This window comes from Pseudoxanthomonas mexicana, assembly GCF_001556105.1.
Taxonomy (GTDB): domain Bacteria; phylum Pseudomonadota; class Gammaproteobacteria; order Xanthomonadales; family Xanthomonadaceae; genus Pseudoxanthomonas_A; species Pseudoxanthomonas_A mexicana_A.
The window spans coordinates 154,227-176,063 of the sequence record NZ_LSIF01000034.1 but is presented as its reverse complement, the minus strand read 5'-3'; the positions used below and the strand labels follow the sequence as shown (position 1 = coordinate 176,063).

The following is a 21,837-nucleotide window of genomic DNA, read 5'->3' as shown; positions in this document are numbered from 1 at the left end:
GACGGAAGATGTCCTGCGGATTGGCATTGGTGAACCCGTTGAACAGGCGGTCGAGATCGCGCTGCGTGGTATCGGCCTGCGCCGTCACCAGATACCTTCCACCCAACTTGGCCTTGCCGTAGAAGGCGAGTCGGCCATCGCTGATCACGTCGTCCTGATAGCGAGCATCACCCTGGAATGGCGTCTGCGATCCGTTGATCTTGTTCTGGGAAATGCTCACGTCGGCCAGGCCGACACCGAAGAAGTAGCGTCCGCTGACATCGACCTCCAGTGTGTGGACCGGCGGCGATGCCTGTGTAGCGTCGGCACGCTTTCCATCCAACGCGATATCGAAGCGATGCCGTCCCACCGGCACCAGGTACTCGGCGACGAACTTGCGCTCCAGGTCCACCGGGTAGTTCTGGCCATTGATGCTCAGCGACGCTTCACGCGGCAGGTTGCGCCCCTGGATACGGATCCGCGACCCGTACAGCGGAATGTTCTGGCGGCGCAGGCCATTCTCCGCGAACACGCTGTCGATCAGGCTCTGCGACTGCGCCTGCTCCACGCTGAGCGCATTGCCGAGCTGACGCTCGGTGCTGTTGCGCAACGCATTGGCGCCGCGTTCCGCTTCCTCCGGCGAGACCAGTTGCAGCGTACGCGGCAAGGTTTCGTCGATCTGGCCATTGGCACCGGTGGCGCGCAGCACATAGACCAGTTCGTCGCCCTTGCGGAACGGGTACTTGGTCGGCAGTGCGCCGTCCCATTCCACGCGACTGACCGCCGCCACATCCAGCGGCACGGTCGCCAGCGGCTCGATCAGATCCGCATCGCTGGCGCGATAGACACTGATCTCCAGCGTGTCGATGAAGGCCGGGTAGTTGCCGCGCACGTAGAACGGCACGGGCTTGAGGATGCGCGTGCCATCGAACGGTGCGAACGACGGTGCCGACACCGACAGCTCCGGCTGGCCAAGCGTGGGATCTTCGGTCGCCCAGACCACCCCGCCACCGGGCACGTCGATCGAGAATTTGCCCGTCACGACCGCCTTGGCCGGCGACTCCGTCGCCACCGTCACGCGACGGTCGGGCTGCAGCGCAGCCGATGACGCATGCGCGTCGGTACCGGCGGTGACCGGGCTGTCGTAGCTGCGCGTGCGCAACCGGAAGAACAGGCCATCCTCGCTGGTGCAGCGCTCCGCATCGCACGTCACTGACGCGCTTTCACCTTCCGCCGCGGCTTGCACCTGCGGGGCCGTGGCGTCCTGCGCGACGGCCATCGGTGCCGTGCCGGCCAGCAGAGAGATCAATGTGTAGTCCAACAGCTTCATCTTCATGCGCTTGTCCATGACCCGCCCCCTCATTTCCGTGCGCCCTGCGGCGCAATCGGGTCGCTTTCGATTTCCACCCGCAACGCGCTGCGTGCCGATGCACCGAGCCGTGTGGCCAGCGCGTCGAACACCGACTTCGCGCGTCGCATCCCGAGCTCCGTGTTGTAGGCATGGGAACCTCGCCGGTCGGCATGGCCGACGATGGCCACGTTGCCTCCCCCGCTGCGCTCGATCGCAGCGGCGATCGTGTCCAGCAGCGGGACGAACTCGGCCCGGATCGTCGCCTGGTCGGTGTCGAACAACACCGTGCCCAACAGCGCAGCGTCCCCGCGTACACCGGTCAACAGCGATGCCGGCGCCTCCGGACGTGCGCGGACACTGACGACCAGCGCCCTGGCGGCCGGACCGTCGAGTTGCGCCAGCAAGGCGTCCTTCACCGCGTTGGCACGATCGAACGCCAGCGCCTCGTATTCGCCATCCGCCTGGATCACCACCTCCCCGCCCTGGTGCTCGCGCACCTTGCTGGCCATGGCCGTCATCAGCGGCGCGTACCTCGGCGGAAGCTGGGCACTGCCCGGCGCGAAATGCACCTCGCCCAGCTCGAGTTCCAGTTGCCCGCTACCACCGCCGATCGCCTGCTCGGGCAAGGTCACGCCCCAGTCGAAGCGGACCGGCACGCCAGGCGTGACCCGGCGCAGCAACGGATTGTCGGTGGTCATCCGCGTCCCGGCGGGAAGCGTGGACGGGTCCACCTTCATGATCAGGTTGCGCCCGCGCGCCCATGCGCCACCCGACACGCCCACCAGGTGATAACGGCCGAACTGATCGGTTTCGATCAACACGCCTTCCACCGTGGCGATGCGCACGCCCGGGACACCACGCTCATCGATACCGGCATTGCCGATGATGTAGTCCACGACGTAACCGTCGCTGCCCTGGGCGACCCTGCGCTCCACGGTCGGCATCGCCGCCGTGAGTCCCTTGGCCGCTTGGGCAGTGGTGACCACCGAGGTCGTGCCGTTGCGATCCATCCGCAGCGTCACGCCCTGGTCGTTGGTGAGCACGAAATCGTCGGTGAAGGACAGTTCGCGCAGCGTCTGGCGGATCACCACCTGCCGGCCATGCAGCGGATCGGCCCTGGACTGGCGACCTTCCACCTGGCCCAGGTCGATCCCGTGTAGCAGCAGAGCGCTGGCATCGGGCTGAGGTTGCGGACCTGCGCCACGATCCAGCGTGGTCGAGCCGGCCACATAGGCCCCAGCTGCGAATCCACCCTGCACGCGGATGCCGCTCAACACGGCACTGTCTTGCCAGCCATCGCCATCGCGGTCGTTGAAGACCGTGCCGAAGATCAGGCTGTCCTCCACCATCGCGTTCGCCACCAGCGTCACTTCGGCGGTCGCCACGTTCGACAGCACTTCACCGGACGACGATACCGCCTGCGCCTGGTTGACCTGCGTACCTGCGCGCGCACCTGCGCCCACGCGCATCATGTACGCCAGCCTGGCGCTGCCGCCGACCGCGATGTCCAGGCCTTCGAAGCGCACCGGATGTTGGCCGGACACGGTGGCCGCATTGTCGCCGTCGGTGACCGCCAACGAGCCTTCCACGTAGCTGAAGCCCGCCGCGGGCGTATCGATGATGCTGCCGTTGACCAGCGGACCATCACCCAGGTTTTCGACCGACACCGTGTAGCGCACCAGGTCGCCGGTCTGCGCATCGCGCACGCCTGCGGTCTTGGTCACGCGCAGCTGTGCTTCACCGCTGACCACCACGATGGCGTCGGCCGTATCGCAGTTGGTCGGATTCAACACCTCGCAGAGGGTGTACGAGTAACGGTAGGTGCCGGGCGGCGTGCCCACGGCGATGGTCACCGTGCCATCGGGGTTCATCACCAGTCCCGCGCGCGGCGAACTGCCCGGCACCAGCGTGACCTGGCCGATCAGGGCGGGACCGCCGCCCAAGGTGTCGTTGCCCAGCACGCTGGGGGATGTTCCACCCGTGCCGCTGCGGATCGGGACGAACGCATCCTGCTCGGCGTTGATCGCCGTCGCCACCACGGTCAGCGTGACCACGGCATCGTCGCAGTTGTCCGGATTCAGCGATTCGCAGATGCGATAGCCGATGGTGTATACCCCGGCCGGCGTTCCCGCCGGCACGCTCACCACGCCCGATGCCGGATCCAGCACGGGTACCGGACCGCCGTTGATGGAGGTCGCAGGCGTCGTCACCGTGCCGGCGATCCGCGACGGATCCACCGCCGCACCATTGATCACGTCATTGCCGTAGGCGTTGCCGGCCGACGGGTTGCCGCTGGCGCCGTCGACGGCTGCCAGGGCATCGTCCACCGCATTCACCACCGGCAGGATGGCCGTATCGACGCTGCTGGAGGGCGTGCTCACGCCTGGCGGCTGCGTGCCTCCCGGCGGGGTCGGCGGCTGGCCTGCGGCGGTGGCGCTGTTGCGCACCTGGCCGTCCAGCACATCGTCAGGCGTCACGCTGTAGGTCGCGTTCGCCACGACCTTCTCGCCCGGCTGCAGTTGCCCGGCCACGCCCGGCCACGCATAGGTCAGCGCGCTCAGGCCGGCCATCGCGTCGGTCACGGACACGTTCGTCAGGGTCACGTTGCCGGTGTTCTCCACATCGAACTGATAGGTGATCGTGCTGCCTGCGCGATACGGACCAGTCGAAGTGACCGACTTCACCAGCGTCATCGCCGGCACCTGTTCGGTCGCCGTGTCCACCGAGCTCGGCGGGCTGGTGATCGTCGGCGGCGTCGGGCCGCCTGGCGGGGTCGGCGGCTGGCCGCTGACCGTCGCGCTGTTGTGCACGTTGCCCACCGCCACTTCCGCGGCCGTCACCGTATGCATGCCGCTGCAGGTGGTGTTCGCGCCCGGCGCCAGCGTCGTCGCCGCGCACGTGGCCGACGCATCGAGCAGCGCGTCGTTCACCACGACACCCGTCAGGATCACGTTGCCGGTGTTGGTCACCAGGAATTGATAGGCAAGCACGCTGCCTGTGTTGTACGGGCCGGTCGACGTGACCGACTTGACCACCGTCATCGCCGGCAGCTGCTCGGTTGCCGTGTCCACCTCGCCAGGCAGGCTGGTCACCACCGGCGGCATCGGGCCACCCGGCGGGGTCGGCGGCTGGCCGCTGACGGTCGCACTGTTGTGCACGTTGCCCGCCGCGACTTCCACAGCCGTGACGGTATGCGCGCCGGTGCAGGTAGTGCTGGCACCCGGCTGCAGCGTCGTCGACGGACATACCGCCGGTGCATCCAGCTGTGCATCGTTCACCACGATCCCGGTCAGAGCAACGTTGCCGGTGTTGGTCACCGCGAACTGGTAGGCGATCACGCTGCCCACGCCATACGGACCGGTGGAGCTGACCGATTTGGCGATCTGCAGGACCGGCGCCTGGGCGAGAACGTCCGTCGTCACCGGCGTGCTGGTGCAGCCGACCGAACAGCCCGGATCGCCGCCGCCGGTGACGGTCGCGGTGTTGCTCGCGCTGCCCGCGGTGGCCGGCGTGACGTTGATCGTGATTGTCGCCTGCTCACCGATCTGCAGGTCGGCCATGGCCACGGTGCAGGTCACGTCACGACCGGCGATGGCGCAGTTCGGCGTGGCGTTGTTGACCGCGACGTTGGCAGGCACGGTATCGGTCACGATCGCGTCGGCCGTCGCATCGGCAGTGCCGCTGTTGCTGACCACGATGGTGTAGTCGAACGGCACGCCGACGACGGCCGCCGCGGGGCCATGCTTGGTGATGCCCAGGGCGGGCGCACTGATGGTGGTGGTGACGGTCTGGCTGCTGCAGCCGGCAGCGCAATCGGGATCGCCACCGCCGGTGACGCTTGCCGTATTGCCTACGCTGGCGCCCGCGGCCACGGTCGGCGTCACGCGGATCGCGTAGCTCGCCACGTTGCCGGGCGCGGTATGCGACAGCCCTGCGGCGATCGTGCACACCACGGTCTGGCTGCCGGACGGATTCGTCGCGCAACCCGCGGGCAGCGTGCCGATGGCCAGGCCCGCCGGCACCAGGTCGGTGACCGTTGCCGCCGCCGACGTCGCGCCGGTACCAGTGTTGGTCACCGTGACGATGTAGTCGTAAGGCACGCCGACCACGGCGCTCGGCGGGCCGGTCTTGACGATGTCCAGGCTGGACGCGGTGATCGCGGTATCCACCGGCGCACTGACGCAGCTGCCTGCGCTCGCACACGCGGGATCGCCGCCGCCGGTCACGCTGGCGGTGTTCGACACGGTCGTGCTGTTGACGGAGGCCTGCGGCGTTACGGGAATCACGAAGCTCACCGCATTGCCAGGCGACACGTTCGACAGGCCCGCCGCGATCGTGCATTCCACGGTCTGGCTACCCGACGGATTCGTCGCGCAGTTCGCGGGCAAGGCACCGATCGTCAGCCCGGCCGGCACCACGTCCGTCACCGTCGCCGTCGCCGTCGTCGCTGCCGCACCCGTATTGCTTACCGTGATCGTGTAACTGAAAGGCACACCGACGGAAGCCGATGCGGGCGCGACGATCGACGCGGTCTTGGCGATGACCAGCCTCGGCTGGCTGACGAACGCCACGTGGAACGCGCAGTCCTGCGTCACCGGCGTGACGGAGTAGGTGTAGGCACCGGCAGTGGGACCACTCAACGTGGCCTGGCAGGTGTTGGCACCGCCCGGCGTGGTGATCACCGGAACATCGCCGGCGGTGGTTGGGGTGAGCGTGAAGCTGGTGCCCTGCCCGTCTTCGACCACCTGTGGCGACGTGGTGTTGAGCGTGCCGCCGGTGATGCTCGGCGTCACCATCCAGACCGTGGCGAATTCGGCCGTGACCTGCAGGTCCTGTGTGCCCATGCGCACATGGCATTCGTTGCCGGTGACCGTGGTGCAGCCGCCGGTCCACCCCTTGAAGATGGAACCATTGGCGGCGACCGCCGTCAGGTAGGCCTCCTGGCCTTCACCCAGGTTCTCGGAACTGCAGGCCGTCCGCGCCCCTCCGGAGGGACAGGCGTAGACGGCAGGAATGGCATTGATACGCCCGGTACCTGCGCCGATCGTGTTGGCGGTGAGCAGGTGCTGCGCGGCACTGACCGGCGTACTGATGCCGTCGGTGTTGTTGGCCGAGACGCTGTCGGACATGCCCGCAGGCGGCGCCACGCTGACCACGGTCACGACCGGCGTGCCGGCCGCCGTGGCGGTGATGCCGGTGACGGTGTAGACCAGCGACTGGCCGACCGGCAGGCTGGCGGTCGCGGTCGCGATGGGGCCAGAGCCGCTGCTGGTCGCGCCGCAGCTGGCGGCGCTGCCACCGGGCACGCTGCAGGTCCAACCCGCTGTACCCGTCGCACCACTCAGGGTCTGCGACAGCGTTACGCCGTTGGCATCGACGGGACCGTTGTTGGTCACCGTGACCGTATAGGCTACCGCCCCCCCCACCAGATAGGAGGGCACGCTGCCATTGCTGACGCTGACGCCGAGGTCAAGCAACGTCGTCGCCGCGGGCGAAATGGTGGCCTTGACGAGCGGTCCGATGAAAGGACTCACCGTGTTCGCACGAACGTCGTAGTCACCGTTGTTGATGACGTTGTTGGGCCCCGTCGTAGCGGCGCCTGCGGGCACGGTGAACGTCACCGGGAAACTGCCGCCGGCGCCGGCCACGAGATCGCCCACCGGGCATTCGATGTAATCGCCCCGCGGCGCGGTGCCGGTGAACGGGCCCGTGCACGTCGCCGGCCAGCTGCCCGGCACAAACGTCAGAGGCAGACCGTTCTCGGTGAACGGTGCGGCGAGCCGGACCGTTGAACCCAGCGCATAGACGCCGGAGTTGTTGACGTAGTTGTAGGTGTAGGTGACTTGCTGGCCGGGCTTTGTCGTCGACGGACCGACGGCGGCCACGCTGAGGCCCGGCATCTTCGAGCCGAACACGTCCATATAGACTTGGGCGGTGTGATTGGCGGCGCCGGCAGAGCAGTTGGCCACGTAGACCTTCAGCCGTATCTGATCGCCCACGTCCAGGCGACCGTTGCCCGGCGAGATGTCGAAGCCCTGCCAGTTGGTGAACTGGTAGTTGTTGGAGCCCATCGAGTACTGCTGCCAGGGGATGCCCGGCTGGTTCGAATAATTGAACGTATGGAAGAGCTGTGTATCGCCTTTGGTGAGGTTGATGACCTCGACGAAGAAGAACGGCTGCTGGCCTGCAGGATGGTTGGGGTTGTTGAGGACAGGTGCCATCGCGAAGCGCAGATGGACCTTGCCGTCGACCGGGTCGACGTCGCTCAACACCATGGTCGCTTCCTGCTCCATCGCGTAGGCAGCACGTGCGCCGTCACCGCCGAGTTGGGAGGACGCCGCGCCGGAGAACGGATAACGGGCGCCATTGCCACCGGTGTTGGCCGCGACGCCTGCGGTGGTCAGGATGCGGAGATTGCCGCCAAACGCAGTGTTGAGCGTATTGGTGCTGGGATGGGTTTCTTGTACGGCACCCAGCGTCAGCTGGCTGCTATTGGTCGGCGGCACCGTTGTCAGCGCGTTGCTCGAGCGGGTGTAGCGCTCCAGCTTCCACTCGGAGAAGCTCTGCGCCTCGAAGCCACCGTTCTTGATCTGCGCGTGTACCGTCGGGACGAACAACGCCAGCAGCGCCATCAATGCGAACGCAGCGAAGACGCCGCTCCTGCCTTTCCGTCGATCGGTCGTCCCGACCCGTCGTCCCTGTAGTGCCGCGGTAATCTGCATGATCCGTCCCGTTCTGAAGGCAAAAAGGCTAGAAAGCGACACGGGCGATAGCCGTGATGCTTGTGCAATAAGTGGTAGACATGGCGCCATCCCCATATGGCAAGGCAGATGGCACGGGGCGTTGCACGGCCCATCCACGACGCGGACGCCGCTCAATGCGCGTGCTCGCTTGCACGACGTGCGTCGTCCACCGTGTTCACCGTGATGCCGTTCGGCAGCACCATGTCACCGGCGCGCTGGCCGGGCTTGCAGCGCCCCAGCCAACGTCCTTCGAACGGCACCGATGCGGTGTTGCCCGAGGGCGTGCCTGGATGCTGGACGCGGTACGTCCCGTCGTAACGGGTCTGCATGTTGCCGCGGAGGGTCAGCTGCATGTCCGAACGCTGCCCGTGGGTCTGGCAGACGGTGCTGACATCGTGGGTCCCACCCGCGGCGTTCTTCTTGACCGTGATGCGCTGGCATCCTTCCCGTGCGGGAAGGAGGAACAGGGGAACGATGCGCTCCGCCTTGGCGTCGGTGCACTGGAGCACCGTCATCGCGGGTTGCACGCGGCCGCCCGCACCCGAGGGCGCGTGGGCCTGTAGCGTGACTTCCCACAGGCCGGCCTTGCGCACCGGCAGGTCTGCGTAGGGATTGGCGTGGACGCCGGTGGCCCGCACGGCGCCCGGCAGCAATGCCAGCGCGATCAGCAGAGTGAACAACCCGCGCGCGCAGGCGGAAGGTTGGGTGTACGCCGCGCGCACCACGCCGGCCCCGGCGCGCGCGAGCGTGCCTGACATCGCATCCATCAATTTCCCCAGGGTTCCCGAAAACCCGTTCGTTGCCGCCATCGCCTGGACTAGCCGGACGAATCCCCATTACGCGTCCACCGCGACTACCCGGCGCGGCCACTTCGCCAACTCGAGAAAGGCAGCTTTCCCCACTGCATTTCTTCGACCTTCTCTTGTTCCTTATCGGCGGACCGACCCGAAACTGAAATTCGAATTTCCCAAATTCTGTGAAGCGCATAGCCTCGTGCAAGTCCGGTGCCAGAACGACAGCGCCGCACTGCGGCGACGGCAGATGGCAACGATGCGGGTGCGCGGGAAGGACGGGAATACCGGGGATTCCCGTGCAACAGCACGGCTCGGATGCGGCCAAACCCGCCTGCGCTCAGCAAGTACGGAACCGGCGCACGGAGACCGCCTCGTGTGCGGAAGCCAGAAAAATGGCGCGCCCTCCGACAGGGGGCTGACGCGCGCGACGGGATGCAGGGCGGACAGGTGCGGGCGCGATCGGCCGCAGCGGGGCAACAAGTGACCCGAAGAAAAAGCGGGCCGAAGCCCGCTTTTCCGTCACGCATCGCGATGTCGCGCGGCTTACTCGGCCGACACGCCTTCGCCTTCTTCCACGGCCTTGATCGACAGGCGGATGCGGCCCTGCTTGTCGACTTCCAGCACCTTGACCTTGACCACGTCGCCTTCCTTCAGCGCGTCGCTGACCTTCTCGACGCGGTCGTTGGAGATCTGCGACACGTGCACCAGGCCGTCCTTGCCCGGCAGGATGGTGACGAACGCACCGAAGTCCATGATCTTGGCGACCTTGCCTTCGTAGATGCGGCCCGGCTCGACGTCGGACGTGATCTGCTCGATGCGGGCCTTGGCGGCCTGGCCGGCAGCGCCGTTCACCGAGGCGATGGTGATGGTGCCGTCGTCCTGGATGTCGATCTGCGTGCCGGTTTCCTTGGTGATCGCCTGGATCACCGAACCGCCCTTGCCGATCACTTCGCGGATCTTGTCGGGGTGGATCTTGATGGTGATCAGGCGCGGCGCGAACTCGCTCAGCTCCTGGCGCGGTGCGGTCATCGCATGGGCCATCTCGCCCAGGATGTGCAGTCGGCCGGCCTTCGCCTGCGTCAGCGCCTGCTTCATGATCTCTTCGGTGATGCCTTCGATCTTGATGTCCATCTGCAGCGCGGACACGCCGTTGGCGGTACCGGCGACCTTGAAGTCCATGTCGCCCAGATGGTCTTCGTCACCCAGGATGTCGCTCAGCACGACGAAGTCGTCGCCTTCCTTCACCAGGCCCATCGCGATGCCCGCGACCGGTGCGGTGATCGGCACGCCGGCATCCATCAGCGCCAGCGAGCTGCCGCAGACCGAGGCCATCGAGGACGAACCGTTCGACTCGGTGATTTCCGAGACCACGCGGATCGTGTACGGGAAGGCTTCCATCGTCGGCATCACGGCGAGCACGCCGCGCTTGGCGAGGCGGCCGTGGCCGATCTCGCGACGCTTCGGGCCCATCATGCGGCCGGCTTCGCCCACCGAGAACGGAGGGAAGTTGTAGTGGAACAGGAAGTGGTCCTTCCACTCACCGCCGACGGCGTCGATCACCTGGCCGTCACGGGCGGTGCCGAGGGTGACGGCGACGATCGCCTGCGTCTCGCCACGGGTGAACAGCGAGGAGCCGTGCACGCGCGGCAGCACGCTGACCTTGGAGGAGATCGGACGCACCTGGTCCAGCGCACGGCCGTCGATGCGGACCTTGGTCTTCAGGACCGAGGCGCGCATGGTCTGGTATTCCTGCTCGCTGAATTCCTTCGACAGGTCGCCGGTGCTCCACGCATTGGTTTCCGCCTGCGGGGCCAGCGTACCGATGATGGCCTTCTTCAGGCTGGAGATGGTGTCGCGGCGCTCGATCTTGTCGCGCACCTGGAACGCGCCGGCGAGGCTGTCGCCCACGGCGGTGCGCAGGGCGGCGATCAGGCCTTCGTTCTTGGCCGGCGGCTGCCAGTCCCACTTCGGCTTGCCGGCCTCGGCGACCAGCTCGTTGATCACGGCGATGACCTTCTGCATCTCGCGGTGACCGAACATCACGGCGCCCAGCATCACGTCTTCCGACAGCTCGGCGGCTTCGGATTCGACCATCAGCACGGCGTTGGCGGTACCGGCGACGACGAGCTCCAGCTTGGAGTCCTTCAGTTCGCTGACGGTCGGGTTCAACACGTATTCGCCGTTGACGTAACCGACCTTGGCGGCACCGATCGGGCCATTGAACGGCGCGCCGGTCAGGGCGACGGCGGCGGACGCACCGATCAGCGCCGGGATGTCACCGTCGATGTCCGGGTTCAGCGACATCACCGTGGCGATGACCTGCACTTCGTTGCGGAATTCTTCCGGGAACAGCGGACGCAGCGGGCGGTCGATCAGGCGGGAGATCAGCGTCTCCTTCTCGGTCGCGCGACCTTCGCGCTTGAAGAAGCCACCCGGGATGCGGCCGCCGGCGTAGAACTTCTCCTGGTAATCGACCGTCAGGGGGAAGAAGTCCTGGCCTTCGCGGGCCGACTTCGCGGCCACGGCGGTGACCAGCAGCACGGTGTCATCGAACTTGACGACGACGGCGCCGCCGGCCTGGCGGGCGACTTCGCCGGTTTCCAGGGTGACCTGGTGCTTGCCGTACTGGAAGGTTTTGGTGATTTTTGCCACGGGGGTTTCCTTGGGATGCCTTGTGCGGGTTGGACCTCACGCGACCCATGTCGCATGTGGCTGGCCGGATGCGTCCGGCCGGTGTTGCTGAGGGAGGCGGGCCCGGTGCGGCCAGCGGATGCAGCGCATTCCGTTCCCTGAAATGCAAACCGCGGCGCATCTCTGCGCCGCGGTCGGGGGTATATCAGCGACGCAGACCGAGCTTTTCGATCAGGGTCTTGTAGCGCTCGTTGTCTTTCTTCTTGAGGTAGTCAAGCAGGCTGCGGCGGCGGTTGACCAGCTGCAGCAGACCACGGCGGCTGTGGTGATCCTTCTTGTGGGTCTTGAAGTGGCCGCTGAGGTGCTCGATGCGAGCGGTGATCAGGGCGACCTGCACTTCCGGGGAGCCGGTGTCGTTGGTGCCACGGGCGTTGTCGGCAATGACTTTCTGGGTATCGATGGACATGCTTTCTCTCTGTTGATGCGTGGCCTGCAGGAACGCGGGTGTCCTCCGCGCGCACCGCCTGGCTCGCCGTTGGTGAAGCCGGGAAAATGACAGACATGCCGGTATAAAACCGGCGGCGTAGTGTAGCCGCCGGGTCCTTGTGAAACAAGGTTTTATTGACTCTTTTCGGCCTTGACCGTGGTACCGGCGACCGCCCAGGCGAACAGGCGCTGCGGCGACAGCGTGCCATCGGCAGCCACCGTACCCAGCCCAACCACCCGTCCCTCCGGCCCATGCACGGCGACCGGGCCATCGCTGACGGAGTGCCCCGGCAACCGCTGGCCCTGGGCCAACCGGCGAACGCCGACGGCATCGACATCGACGCGGGGGAAGCCAGCAAGGCCGGCCTCGATGGGCAGCAGGCAAGCGTCGAGCGCAGCTTCGCCACCCTGTTCAGCCAATGTCTGCAGGGCCTCCAGCGTATACATGCGCGGCTGCCTGAATGGATCGACCCAGAGGCGCCGCAGCGCACCGACATGGGCACCGCACCCCAGCGCTTCGCCAAGGTCGCGCACCAGGCTGCGCACATAGGTGCCGGAGCCGCATTGCACCCGCAGCGACAGCTGTCCGGAGGCGATGTCGAGAATCTCGATGCCGTGGACCTCGACGTCGCGCTCGGGCGCCTCGATGACGTCCCCGCGGCGGGCCTTCGTGTACAGCGGCTCTCCCCCCTGCTTGAGCGCCGAATAGATCGGGGCCCGCTGGCGGATGCGACCTTTCAGCGATGCCAGTGCCGCTTCGAGGGAGGCAACGTCCAACGGCGGGACCGCGCGTTCGCGCAGCGGCGCGCCTTCGGCGTCATCGGTATCGGTCGTGGTGCCGAGCACCGCCACCGTGTCGTACGCCTTGCCGGACCCCAGCAGCAGGCCGGCGATCTTGGTGGCCTCGCCGAAGCACAGCGGCAGCAGGCCGGTGGCGAGCGGATCGAGACTGCCGGTATGCCCGCCCTTTTCCGCCCGGAACAGGCGCCGCGCGACCTGCAAGGCCGCGTTCGAGCTCATGCCCTGCGGCTTGTCCAGCAGCAGCAGGCCATCCAGCGGACGGAATTTGAGCTTTGGCAGCGACATCGGTGCGCGCGCATTCCTTGGTGAGAGCGGGCGTTATGCCCCGCATCGAGTCCGCGCCCGCGATGCTGTTGTACCGGTGCCGTCTACGGCACGAAGCCGACGATGGGCGCGCGGTAACGCCTTACGCGTTGTCGTCGTCGGCCGGCGGTGGCGGCAGGTCGCGCAGCAGGTTCTCGATGCGTTCGCCGCGATCGACGGAGTCATCGTAATGGAAGTGCAGTTCGGGCACGTGGCGCATCTTCACGCGCCGCGCCAGCTCCATGCGCAGGCCCCAGGCCAGTTCCTTCAGGCCCTTGACGGCCTCGGCGGACCGTTCCTGCATCAGGGCGGTGACGAACACCTTGGCGTGCGCCATGTCGCGACTGACTTCGACGTCGGAGACACTGACCGACGGCAGGCCGTGCTCGCGCACGGCCTCGTGCACCAGCGTACCCAGCTCGCGGCGGAGCTGGGCAGACACGCGGTCGGTGCGATGGAACGACTTGGTCGGCATGATCAGAGCGTGCGCTGGACTTCGATGCGCTCGAAGCACTCGATCTGGTCGCCCGGCTTGACATCGTTGTAAGCCTTCACGCCGATGCCGCACTCGGTGCCGTTGCGGACTTCGTCGACGTTCTCCTTGAAGCGGCGCAGCGATTCCAGTTCGCCTTCGAAGACCACGGTGTTGTCGCGCAGCACGCGAATCGGCTTGTTCCGCTTCACCGTGCCTTCGATGATCATGCAGCCTGCGACCGCGCCGAACTTCGAGCTGCGGAAGACGTCGCGGACCTCGGCGATACCGATGATCTCTTCGCGGATCTCCACGCCCAGCAGGCCGGATGCCACCTGCTTCACCTGGTCGATCACGTCATAGATGATCGAGAAGTAACGCATGTCCACGCCGTTGGCTTCGACGATGCGACGTGCGGACACGTCCGCACGCACGTTGAAGCCGATGACGGTGGCCTTGGAGGTGACGGCGGAGTTGGCGTCGGATTCGGTGATGCCGCCCACGCCGGCGTGGATGATGTTGATGCGGATCGATTCGTTGGACAGCGCGGTCAGCGAGTGACGCAACGCTTCCACCGAACCCTGCACGTCGGCCTTGATGATCAGGTTGAGGCTGAGCTGGCCTTCGCCCTTGCCCAGCTGCGCCATGATGTCTTCCATGCGGCTGCCGGCGGACTGCCCCAGGCGCGACTCGCGACGCTTGGTATCGCGCTGCTGGGCCACGTCCTTGGCCAGCCGTTCGTCGGCGACCACGACGAAATCATCGCCCGCCTCCGGCACGCCCGACAGGCCGAGCACCTGCACGGGAATGGACGGTCCGGCGGAATCCGGCTGCTTGCCGGTCTCGTCGAAAAGCGCGCGCACGCGGCCGTACTGCACGCCGCACACCAGGTAATCGCCCTTCTTGAGCAGGCCCTGCTGCACCAGCACGGTCGCGACCGGGCCACGGCCCTTGTCCAGCGAGGACTCGATGACGGTACCGCTGGCGCGGCCATCGGGCACGGCCTTGAGCTCCAGCACTTCGGCCTGCAACGAAATGGCGTCCAGCAGGGCGTCGACGCCCTGGCCGGTCTTGGCCGAAACTTCGATGAACTGCGTATCGCCACCGAACTCTTCGGCGACGACGTCGTGGGCCAGCAATTCGTTCTTGACGCGCAGCGGGTCGGCACCGGACTTGTCGATCTTGTTGACCGCCACGATCAACTGCACGCCAGCCGCCTTGGCCTGCTGCACCGATTCGACGGTCTGCGGCATGACGCCGTCATCGGCCGCGACCACCAGCACCACGATGTCGGTCAGCTTGGCGCCACGGGCACGCATCGCGGTGAACGCGGCATGGCCGGGGGTATCGAGGAAGCTGATGACGCCCTTGCCGGTTTCGACGTGATAGGCGCCGATGTGCTGGGTGATGCCGCCTGCTTCGCCGGTCGCGATCTTGGTACGGCGGATGTAGTCCAGCAGCGAGGTCTTGCCGTGGTCGACGTGGCCCATGATGGTGACCACCGGCGGACGCGCGACCTTGTCGCCCTGCTGCTCTTCCGAATGCGCCAGCAGTTCGTTCTCGACGTCGTTGGCGTCGGCGTGCACGGCCTTGTGGCCGAGCTCTTCGGTGATCAATGCCGCGGTGTCGTGATCGATGGACTGGGTGATGGTGGCCATCACGCCCATCTTGAACAATGCCTTCACCACGTCGCCGCCCTTCAGCGCGAGCTTCTGCGCGAGGTCGGCCACGGTGATGGTCTCGCCGATCGCCACTTCGCGCACGATCGGCGCGGTCGGACGCTCGAAACCGTGCGCACCACTGCCGCCGCGGCTCTGCTCATGGCGGCGCTGCTGCGGCTTGGGCTTGCCGCGCGAGGCGCCGCGGCGCGCACGGTCAGCGGCGGACAGGTGCAGCTGGCCGGCGAAACGGCTGGTGTTGTCGTCATCTTCGACGCCCGCGACCATCGCGTGCGAGCCACGGGTCTTGTGCTTGGCGGCCGCAGCATTGCGGTCGTCGGTGCGCGGCGGATCCTTGCGCACGACCAGCTTCGGCACATGATGACCGGGCGTGGCCGGCTTGGCCGGGCGCGCGGGCTCGTCGCCATCCACGGCGACCGCACCGGCCGCCAGTGCAGCGGCCTCGGCATCGGCCTGCGCGCGTGCGGCTTCGGCCTCGGCACGGACGGCAGCCTCTTCCTGGCGACGCTGCTCGAGTTCTTCGGCACGCTTGGCATCTTCCCGCGCCAGGCGCTGCTGCTCATCGAGATTGCGCTGGCGGGATTCCTCCAGCTTGCGCAGGATATCGGCGCGTTCCGGATCGGCTTCGTTCTGCCAGTTGGTGCTGACGGATTCGGCGTCGGTCGGCTTCACGTACGTGCGCTTCTGGCGCACTTCCACGTTCACCGTGGTCTTGCTGCGACCCGCGGCGACGGTGACTTCCTGCACCTTGCGACGGTTCAGCGTGATCTTCTTGGACGCAGCATCATCCGCGGGCGCATCGCTCTTGCCGTGCGAACGCTTGAGGAAGCCGAGCAGCTTCACTTTTTCCATGCTGGTCACGACCTGGTCGGGACCGCTGAAGCTCATGCCGGCCTCGGCCAACTGCTCCAGGAGTTTCTCGACCGGCGTATTGACCAGTTCAGCGAGCTTGCGGATGGTGGTTTGCTGCGACATTCGGATCCTAGTTTGGGTGCTGCGCCCCCCCGGTGGTGGAGGGGCAACCCTGTTCAAGAGGGGGAATTCTAAGCCCTGCGGGTGCCAGGGCGGTGTTCATGGGTGACTCATGCGCCGGGTTCCATGCGGGCCCGGGCGGCGCTCATGCGCCGCGCTCCAGGCGAGCGATCTCTTCGGCACGGGCGGCCAGGATCAGCGTTGCGGCGCGACCCTCGTCCAGACCCTCGATGCCGAATTCGACCACTTCGTCGGCGGCCAGGTCGGACAGGTCCTCGCTGGTGCGGACGCCGTGCGAGGCCAGCGCGAACGCGGTCTCCTCGTCCATGCCATCCAGCGCCAGCAGATCGTCGGCCGGGTGGTTTTCTTCCAGGCCTTCTTCCTCGGCCAGCGCCTCGTTCAGCAGGGCATCGCGGGCACGCGAACGCAGTTCCTCGACGATGTCCTCGTCGAAACCCTCGACGGCCAGCAGTTCGCCGACCGGCACGTAGGCGATTTCCTCGACCGTGCTGAAGCCCTCGCTGACCAGGATGGCGGCGATTTCCTCGTCCACTTCCAGCTTGTCCATGAACAGCTGGCGGGCGATGGCCTGTTCGGCCTCGCTCTTGGCCTGCACCTGGTCGGCGGTCATGACGTTGAGCTGCCAGCCGGTAAGGCGGCTGGCCAGGCGCACGTTCTGGCCGCCCTTGCCGATCGCCTGCGCCAGGCGGTCTTCCGCCACGGCCAGGTCCATCGAGTGCTTCTCTTCATCGACGATGATCGACTGCACTTCCGCCGGCGCCATCGCGTTGATGACGAAGGTGGCCGGGTTGTCGTTCCACAGCACGATATCCACGCGCTCGCCGTTGAGTTCGTTGCTCACGGCCTGCACGCGCGAACCGCGCATGCCGATGCAGGCACCGATGGGATCGGTGCGCGTGTCATGCGCCAGCACGGCGATCTTGGCGCGGTCGCCCGGGTCGCGTGCACAGGCCTTGATCTCGACCAGGCCCTGGCCCACTTCCGGCACTTCCAGCTTGAACAGCTCGATCATGAATTCCGGAGCGGCGCGGCTGATGAACAACTGCGGGCCGCGCGGTTCGTAGCGCACGTCGAACAGATAGCCGCGGACACGGTCGCCGGCGCGCAGCACGTCGCGCGGGATGCCCTTGTCCTTCGGAATGAAGGCCTCGGCGTTGCCGCCCAGGTCCACGTAGATGTTGCCGCGCTCGGCACGCTTGACCACACCGGTCACCAGCTCGCCCACACGATCCTTCCAGGCGTCGACCACCTGCGCGCGCTCGGCTTCACGCACGCGCTGCACGATCACCTGCTTGGCAGCCTGCGCGGCGATACGCCCGAAATCGGGGTTTTCGATCTTTTCTTCGATCCAGTCGCCGACTTCGGCGCCTTCGGCCTCGTCCTCAGCGTCCATCAGGCGGATCTGGCGGTCCGGCGATTCCATCACCACGTCGTCGGCCACCACTTCCCAGCGACGGAAGGTTTCGTAGCTGCCGTCCTTGTGATCGATCGTGACGCGCACCTGCACGTCCTGGTCGAGGTAACGCTTCTTGGCGGCGGACGCCAGGGCAGCCTCGATGGCATCAAAGATGACTTCGCGCGGCACGCCCTTTTCATTGGCCACCGCATCCACGACCAGCAACAGTTCCTTACTCATTGATCACTCCGCGCGCGGCTTGCGGGCCGCCGGTTGGTTGGGTTTTTTCTTGGCTTTCTTGGCAGGAGCGCGCTTGGCGTCCGCTGCCTTCTTGGCACCGGTGCGGCCGCCACCGGGTTTTTCGGGTGCCAGGCCCAGTGCGGCCCAGTCCGGGACCAGTCGCCCCTTGTCGATATTGTCGAACGCCACCGTCATTTCGGTATCGTCGAACGCAAACACGATGCTGTCGCCTTCGATGCGGCTGATCGTGCCCTGCAGGCGACGACGACGGTCCTGCGGCAGCTTCAGCACGACCTTCGCCGACTCGCCGACGAAGCGCGCGTAGTGCGCCAGCTGGAACAGCGGCCGGTCCACGCCCGGCGATGACACTTCCAGCGTGTAGTTGCCGGTGATCGGATCCTCGACGTCCAGCTGCGCGGACACTTCACGGCTGACCGCTTCGCAGTCTTCGATATTGACGTGGCGCGTGGCGCGCTCCGCTTCCTGCACGTCGATGTACAGGCGCACCGTGGCGCCGCCGGGCGCCGGCAGGTATTCGATGCCGAGCAATTCCACGCCCAGTGCCTGGACGGTGGGTGCCAGCAGGTTGGCGATGTCGTTGGCCTTGTCGCTCACGGATTCGCTGCCGATGTGTGGTGGTGCCGTGCGTGCCGCTGAAACAAACAAGGGGCCCGATGGGCCCCTTGTCCGATACGCTGGATGTCGGTACAACGACGGGAACATGCGTCGTTGCGTGCCCAGGTTTTCCGTCGGCCGCCTGCACTCAGGCGACGTCGGTCAAACATGGTAGCGGGGGCAGGATTTGAACCTGCGACCTTCGGGTTATGAGCCCGACGAGCTGCCAGACTGCTCCACCCCGCAGCAGAAGCGAAATTATGATGAAGACGCCGGTGCATTGCAAGCCTTGTCATGCACCAACTTGAAACATCGCGCTCATCGCGCGCCGCCGAGTCGTCGCTCGGCGCCCCCCGTACCGTGGATCTTCAGCCGGCGAAGGCCAGCTTGCACCACGCCATGATCGGATTCCAGGCCACACCCAGCACCAGCAGGGCCAGCGCATTCACGCCGAACACCAGCGGCACCACGCGATCGGCACGCGGCGGCGGAATTTCCCCGACCGGTTCGTCGAAGTACATCACCTTGATCACGCGCAGGTAGTAGAAGGCACCAATCACCGCGCACAGCACACCAACGATGGCCAGCCACAGGAAGCCGCCATTGACAGCCGCGCCCAACACCACCAGCTTCGCCCAGAAACCGAGGAACGGCGGCACGCCGGCGAGCGACGCCATCACGCACAGCACCAGGCCGGCCTGCCAGGGGTTGCGCGCATTCAGGCCCTTGAAGTCGTCGATCCTGTCGGCCTCGAACCCCTGCCGCGACAGCACGATGATCGCGCCAAACGCTGCGGCCGACATGATGGCGTAGCTGATGCCGTAGAACAGCGCGGCGGAGTAACCCACTTCCCCGCCACCGGCGAAGCCGACCAGCAGGAAGCCGACATGGGAGACCGTCGAGTACGCCAGCATGCGCTTGAGGTTGGTCTGCGCGATGGCGATGACGTTGCCGATCACCAGCGACGCGGCCGCCAGGCCGGCCAGCAACCACTGCCACTGCTCGGCCGCCGGACCGACACCGTCCTGCAGCAGGCGGAACGCCATGCCGAACGCCGCCAGCTTGGGGGCGGCACTGATGAACATCGTCACCGGCGTCGGAGCGCCCTGGTAGACGTCGGGCAGCCACATGTGGAACGGCGCGGCACCGAGCTTGAACGCGACGCCCGCCACCATGAACACCACACCGGTGAGCAGCAGCATGCGCTGCTCGCCACCGTCGCCCAGCGCCGTACCCGTGGCTTCGAAGATCGCCGGCAGGTGCAGCGAGCCGGTTGCACCGTAGACCAGCGACATGCCGTACAGCAGCAAGCCCGAGGCCAGAGAACCCAGCACGATGTACTTCATCGCCGCTTCCGTCGACAAGCCGTCATCGCGGTTCAGGGCCACCAGCGCGTACGAACACAGCGCCAGCAGTTCCAGGCCCAGGTAGACCATCACCAGGCTGCCGGCGGACACCATCATCATCATGCCCGCGGTGGCGAACATCACCAGCACCGGCGCCTCGCCCGGATACAGGTTGCGCTCGCGCAGGTAGGGCCAGCCGTAGACCAGCGACAACGCGCTGACCGCGACGATCACGACCTTGCTGACATCGGCCAGCGTGTCGCGCACGAACATGCCGCTGAACACGGTGCCCTGCCCGCCCACGCCCGTCGCCAGCATCCAGACGACGGCGACCATGACGGCCAGCGCAATGGCATGGGTGATGAAGCGGCGGGAATTGTCGAGGAACAGGTCCAGCATCAACAGCGCGAACGCGCCCCCGATCAGGGTCAGCTCGGGCAGCAGCGGCTGCAGGTCGGCGGCGGAGATGGGCATCGGCGTCGTCATGGTTCTTCCTTACAGCTTGCTGTTGGCGAGCTGCATCGCCAGTTGCGCGATCGACGGTTCCATCAGGTCGGTCAGCGGCTTGGGATACACGCCCAGCGCCAGCACGCACACGGCGAAGCCGCCGAGCACCAGCGCTTCGCGCAGCGACACGTCCTTGAGTTCGGCCACGTGCGCGTTGGCCACGTCACCGAGGATGACGCGCTTGACCAGCCAAAGCGTATAGGCGGCGCCGATCACCAGCGTGGTCGCGGCGAAGAACGCGATCAGCGGATGCTGCTGGAAGCTGGCCAGGATCACCATGAACTCGCCGACGAAACCGCTGGTGCCCGGCAGGCCGGAATTGGCCATGCCGAACAGGATGAAGAACGCGCCGAACCACGGCATCGTGTTGATGACGCCGCCGTAGTCCTTGATCATGCGGGTGTGCATGCGGTCGTAGAGCACGCCGACGCAGGTGAACATCGCGCCGGAGATGAAACCGTGGCTGATCATCTGCACCATGGCGCCCTGCAGGCCGAGGCGCGCACCGTCCAGATTGCCGTAGTCGCGCACCAGGCTGAAGGCGATGAAGATACCGAGGGTCACGAAGCCCATGTGCGAGACCGACGAATAGGCGATGAGCTTCTTCATGTCGTCCTGCACCAGCGCCACCAGGCCCACGTAAACCACGGCGATCAGCGACAGCACGATGACGAACATGGCCCACTCGTGACCGGCGTCCGGCACGATCGGCAGGCTGAAGCGCAGCAGACCATAGCCACCGATCTTCAATGCGATCGCCGCCAGGATGACGGAACCCGCGGTCGGCGCTTCCACGTGCGCATCCGGCAGCCAGGTGTGCACCGGGAACATCGGGATCTTGACGGCGAAGGCGATCAGGAACGCGAAGAACAGCCACGTCTGCTCCTTGCTGGTGAGCGCCATCGCGTACAGGTCGGCCAACTGGAAGCTGCCGCCCTTGATGTACAGGTAGACCAGGCCGACCAGCATCAACACCGAACCGAGGAAGGTGTAGAGGAAGAACTTCAGCGACGCGTAAATGCGGCGCGGACCACCCCAGACACCGATGATCAGGAACATCGGGATCAGCATCGCTTCGAAGAAGACGTAGAACAGCATCGCATCGCTGGCGGCGAAGATGCCGTTGGTCAGGCCTTCCAGGATCAGGAACGCCGCCACGTACTGGGCCACGCGCTTGCTCACCGAACCCCACGCGCCCGCCAGCGTCAGCACGGTGATCAGCGTGTTGAGCAGCAGCAGCGCCACCGCGATGCCATCGGCACCCAGGTTGTAGTGGATGTCGAAGCTCGGGATCCAGGCGTGGGTCTCGATGAACTGCAGGCTCGGGTTCGCGTAATCGAAGCCGGTCAGCAAGCCGATGCTGACGACGAACGTCAGCACCGCGATCGCCAAGCCCAGCCAGCGAGCGGCATTCGCGTGCGCATTGCCCACGGCAAGCACCAGCGCACCGCCCAGGATGGGTAGCCAGATCAGAACACTAAGCAGGGGCCAGTTCGACACG

The 21,837-nt window shown here is 66.4% G+C and carries 11 protein-coding genes, 1 tRNA gene and 1 pseudogene; all 13 read right to left on the bottom strand.

Translation table 11 applies throughout. The features are described from left to right. Window positions 1-1,327 (bottom strand): annotated as a pseudogene (locus tag AX730_RS06325) (hypothetical protein); the annotation flags it as partial. A gap of 11 nt (window positions 1,328-1,338) precedes the next feature. Then, window positions 1,339-8,052, bottom strand: a complete 6,714-nt coding sequence (locus tag AX730_RS06320) for a DUF7507 domain-containing protein (RefSeq protein WP_198147053.1) — start codon at window positions 8,050-8,052, stop codon at window positions 1,339-1,341. A 152-nt stretch (window positions 8,053-8,204) separates the two neighbouring features. Continuing rightward, entirely contained in the window at window positions 8,205-8,831 is a 627-nt protein-coding gene (locus AX730_RS06315) for a DUF3617 domain-containing protein (protein ID WP_198147051.1), read from the bottom strand. Between the two features lie 579 nt (window positions 8,832-9,410). Then, entirely contained in the window at window positions 9,411-11,519 is a 2,109-nt protein-coding gene (gene pnp / locus AX730_RS06310) for a polyribonucleotide nucleotidyltransferase (protein WP_062353565.1), read from the bottom strand. 184 nt (window positions 11,520-11,703) lie between these two features. Next, window positions 11,704-11,964 carry a 30S ribosomal protein S15 gene (rpsO, locus tag AX730_RS06305; RefSeq protein WP_062353563.1) on the bottom strand — a complete coding sequence of 87 codons (261 nt, stop codon included), beginning with the start codon at window positions 11,962-11,964 and terminating at the stop codon, window positions 11,704-11,706. 152 nt (window positions 11,965-12,116) lie between these two features. Further along, the gene (gene truB, locus AX730_RS06300; RefSeq protein WP_062353561.1) at window positions 12,117-13,070 is read right to left on the bottom strand and encodes a tRNA pseudouridine(55) synthase TruB; all 954 of its coding nucleotides are present in this window, start codon (window positions 13,068-13,070) and stop codon (window positions 12,117-12,119) included. A gap of 121 nt (window positions 13,071-13,191) precedes the next feature. Continuing rightward, window positions 13,192-13,563 carry a 30S ribosome-binding factor RbfA gene (rbfA, locus tag AX730_RS06295; protein WP_062353558.1) on the bottom strand — a complete coding sequence of 124 codons (372 nt, stop codon included), beginning with the start codon at window positions 13,561-13,563 and terminating at the stop codon, window positions 13,192-13,194. Window positions 13,564-13,565: 2 nt separating this feature from the next. Next, window positions 13,566-16,214: a translation initiation factor IF-2 gene (infB, locus tag AX730_RS06290; RefSeq protein ID WP_062353555.1), complete on the bottom strand. Its 2,649-nt coding sequence runs from the start codon at window positions 16,212-16,214 to the stop codon at window positions 13,566-13,568. A 142-nt stretch (window positions 16,215-16,356) separates the two neighbouring features. Next, on the bottom strand, window positions 16,357-17,868 hold the full coding sequence (gene nusA / locus AX730_RS06285; RefSeq protein ID WP_062353553.1) for a transcription termination factor NusA: 1,512 nt from the start codon (window positions 17,866-17,868) through the stop codon (window positions 16,357-16,359). Between the two features lie 3 nt (window positions 17,869-17,871). Beyond that, a complete protein-coding gene (gene rimP / locus AX730_RS06280) occupies window positions 17,872-18,483 on the bottom strand; it encodes a ribosome maturation factor RimP (RefSeq protein WP_062353550.1) in 612 nt (203 codons plus the stop codon). A 169-nt stretch (window positions 18,484-18,652) separates the two neighbouring features. Next, window positions 18,653-18,729 (bottom strand) — tRNA-Met (locus tag AX730_RS06275). Between the two features lie 122 nt (window positions 18,730-18,851). Then, window positions 18,852-20,315, bottom strand: coding sequence for an NADH-quinone oxidoreductase subunit NuoN (gene nuoN / locus AX730_RS06270; RefSeq protein WP_062353547.1), 1,464 nt, complete (start codon window positions 20,313-20,315; stop codon window positions 18,852-18,854). A gap of 9 nt (window positions 20,316-20,324) precedes the next feature. After that, entirely contained in the window at window positions 20,325-21,836 is a 1,512-nt protein-coding gene (locus AX730_RS06265) for an NADH-quinone oxidoreductase subunit M (RefSeq protein ID WP_062353544.1), read from the bottom strand. Between the last annotated feature and the right edge of the window lies 1 nt (window position 21,837).

Excerpts from the sequence above, each read along its gene's own strand:
- AX730_RS06315 (WP_198147051.1), bottom strand. The coding sequence starts at position 8,831 with ATGTCAGGCACGCTCGCGCGCGCCGGGGCCGGCGTGGTGCGCGCGGCG.
- truB (WP_062353561.1), bottom strand. The coding sequence starts at position 13,070 with ATGTCGCTGCCAAAGCTCAAATTCCGTCCGCTGGATGGCCTGCTGCTG.
- rbfA (WP_062353558.1), bottom strand. The coding sequence starts at position 13,563 with ATGCCGACCAAGTCGTTCCATCGCACCGACCGCGTGTCTGCCCAGCTC.
- rpsO (WP_062353563.1), bottom strand. The coding sequence starts at position 11,964 with ATGTCCATCGATACCCAGAAAGTCATTGCCGACAACGCCCGTGGCACC.
- nusA (WP_062353553.1), bottom strand. The coding sequence starts at position 17,868 with ATGAGTAAGGAACTGTTGCTGGTCGTGGATGCGGTGGCCAATGAAAAG.
- nuoN (WP_062353547.1), bottom strand. The coding sequence starts at position 20,315 with ATGACGACGCCGATGCCCATCTCCGCCGCCGACCTGCAGCCGCTGCTG.
- infB (WP_062353555.1), bottom strand. The coding sequence starts at position 16,214 with ATGTCGCAGCAAACCACCATCCGCAAGCTCGCTGAACTGGTCAATACG.
- AX730_RS06320 (WP_198147053.1), bottom strand. The coding sequence starts at position 8,052 with ATGCAGATTACCGCGGCACTACAGGGACGACGGGTCGGGACGACCGAT.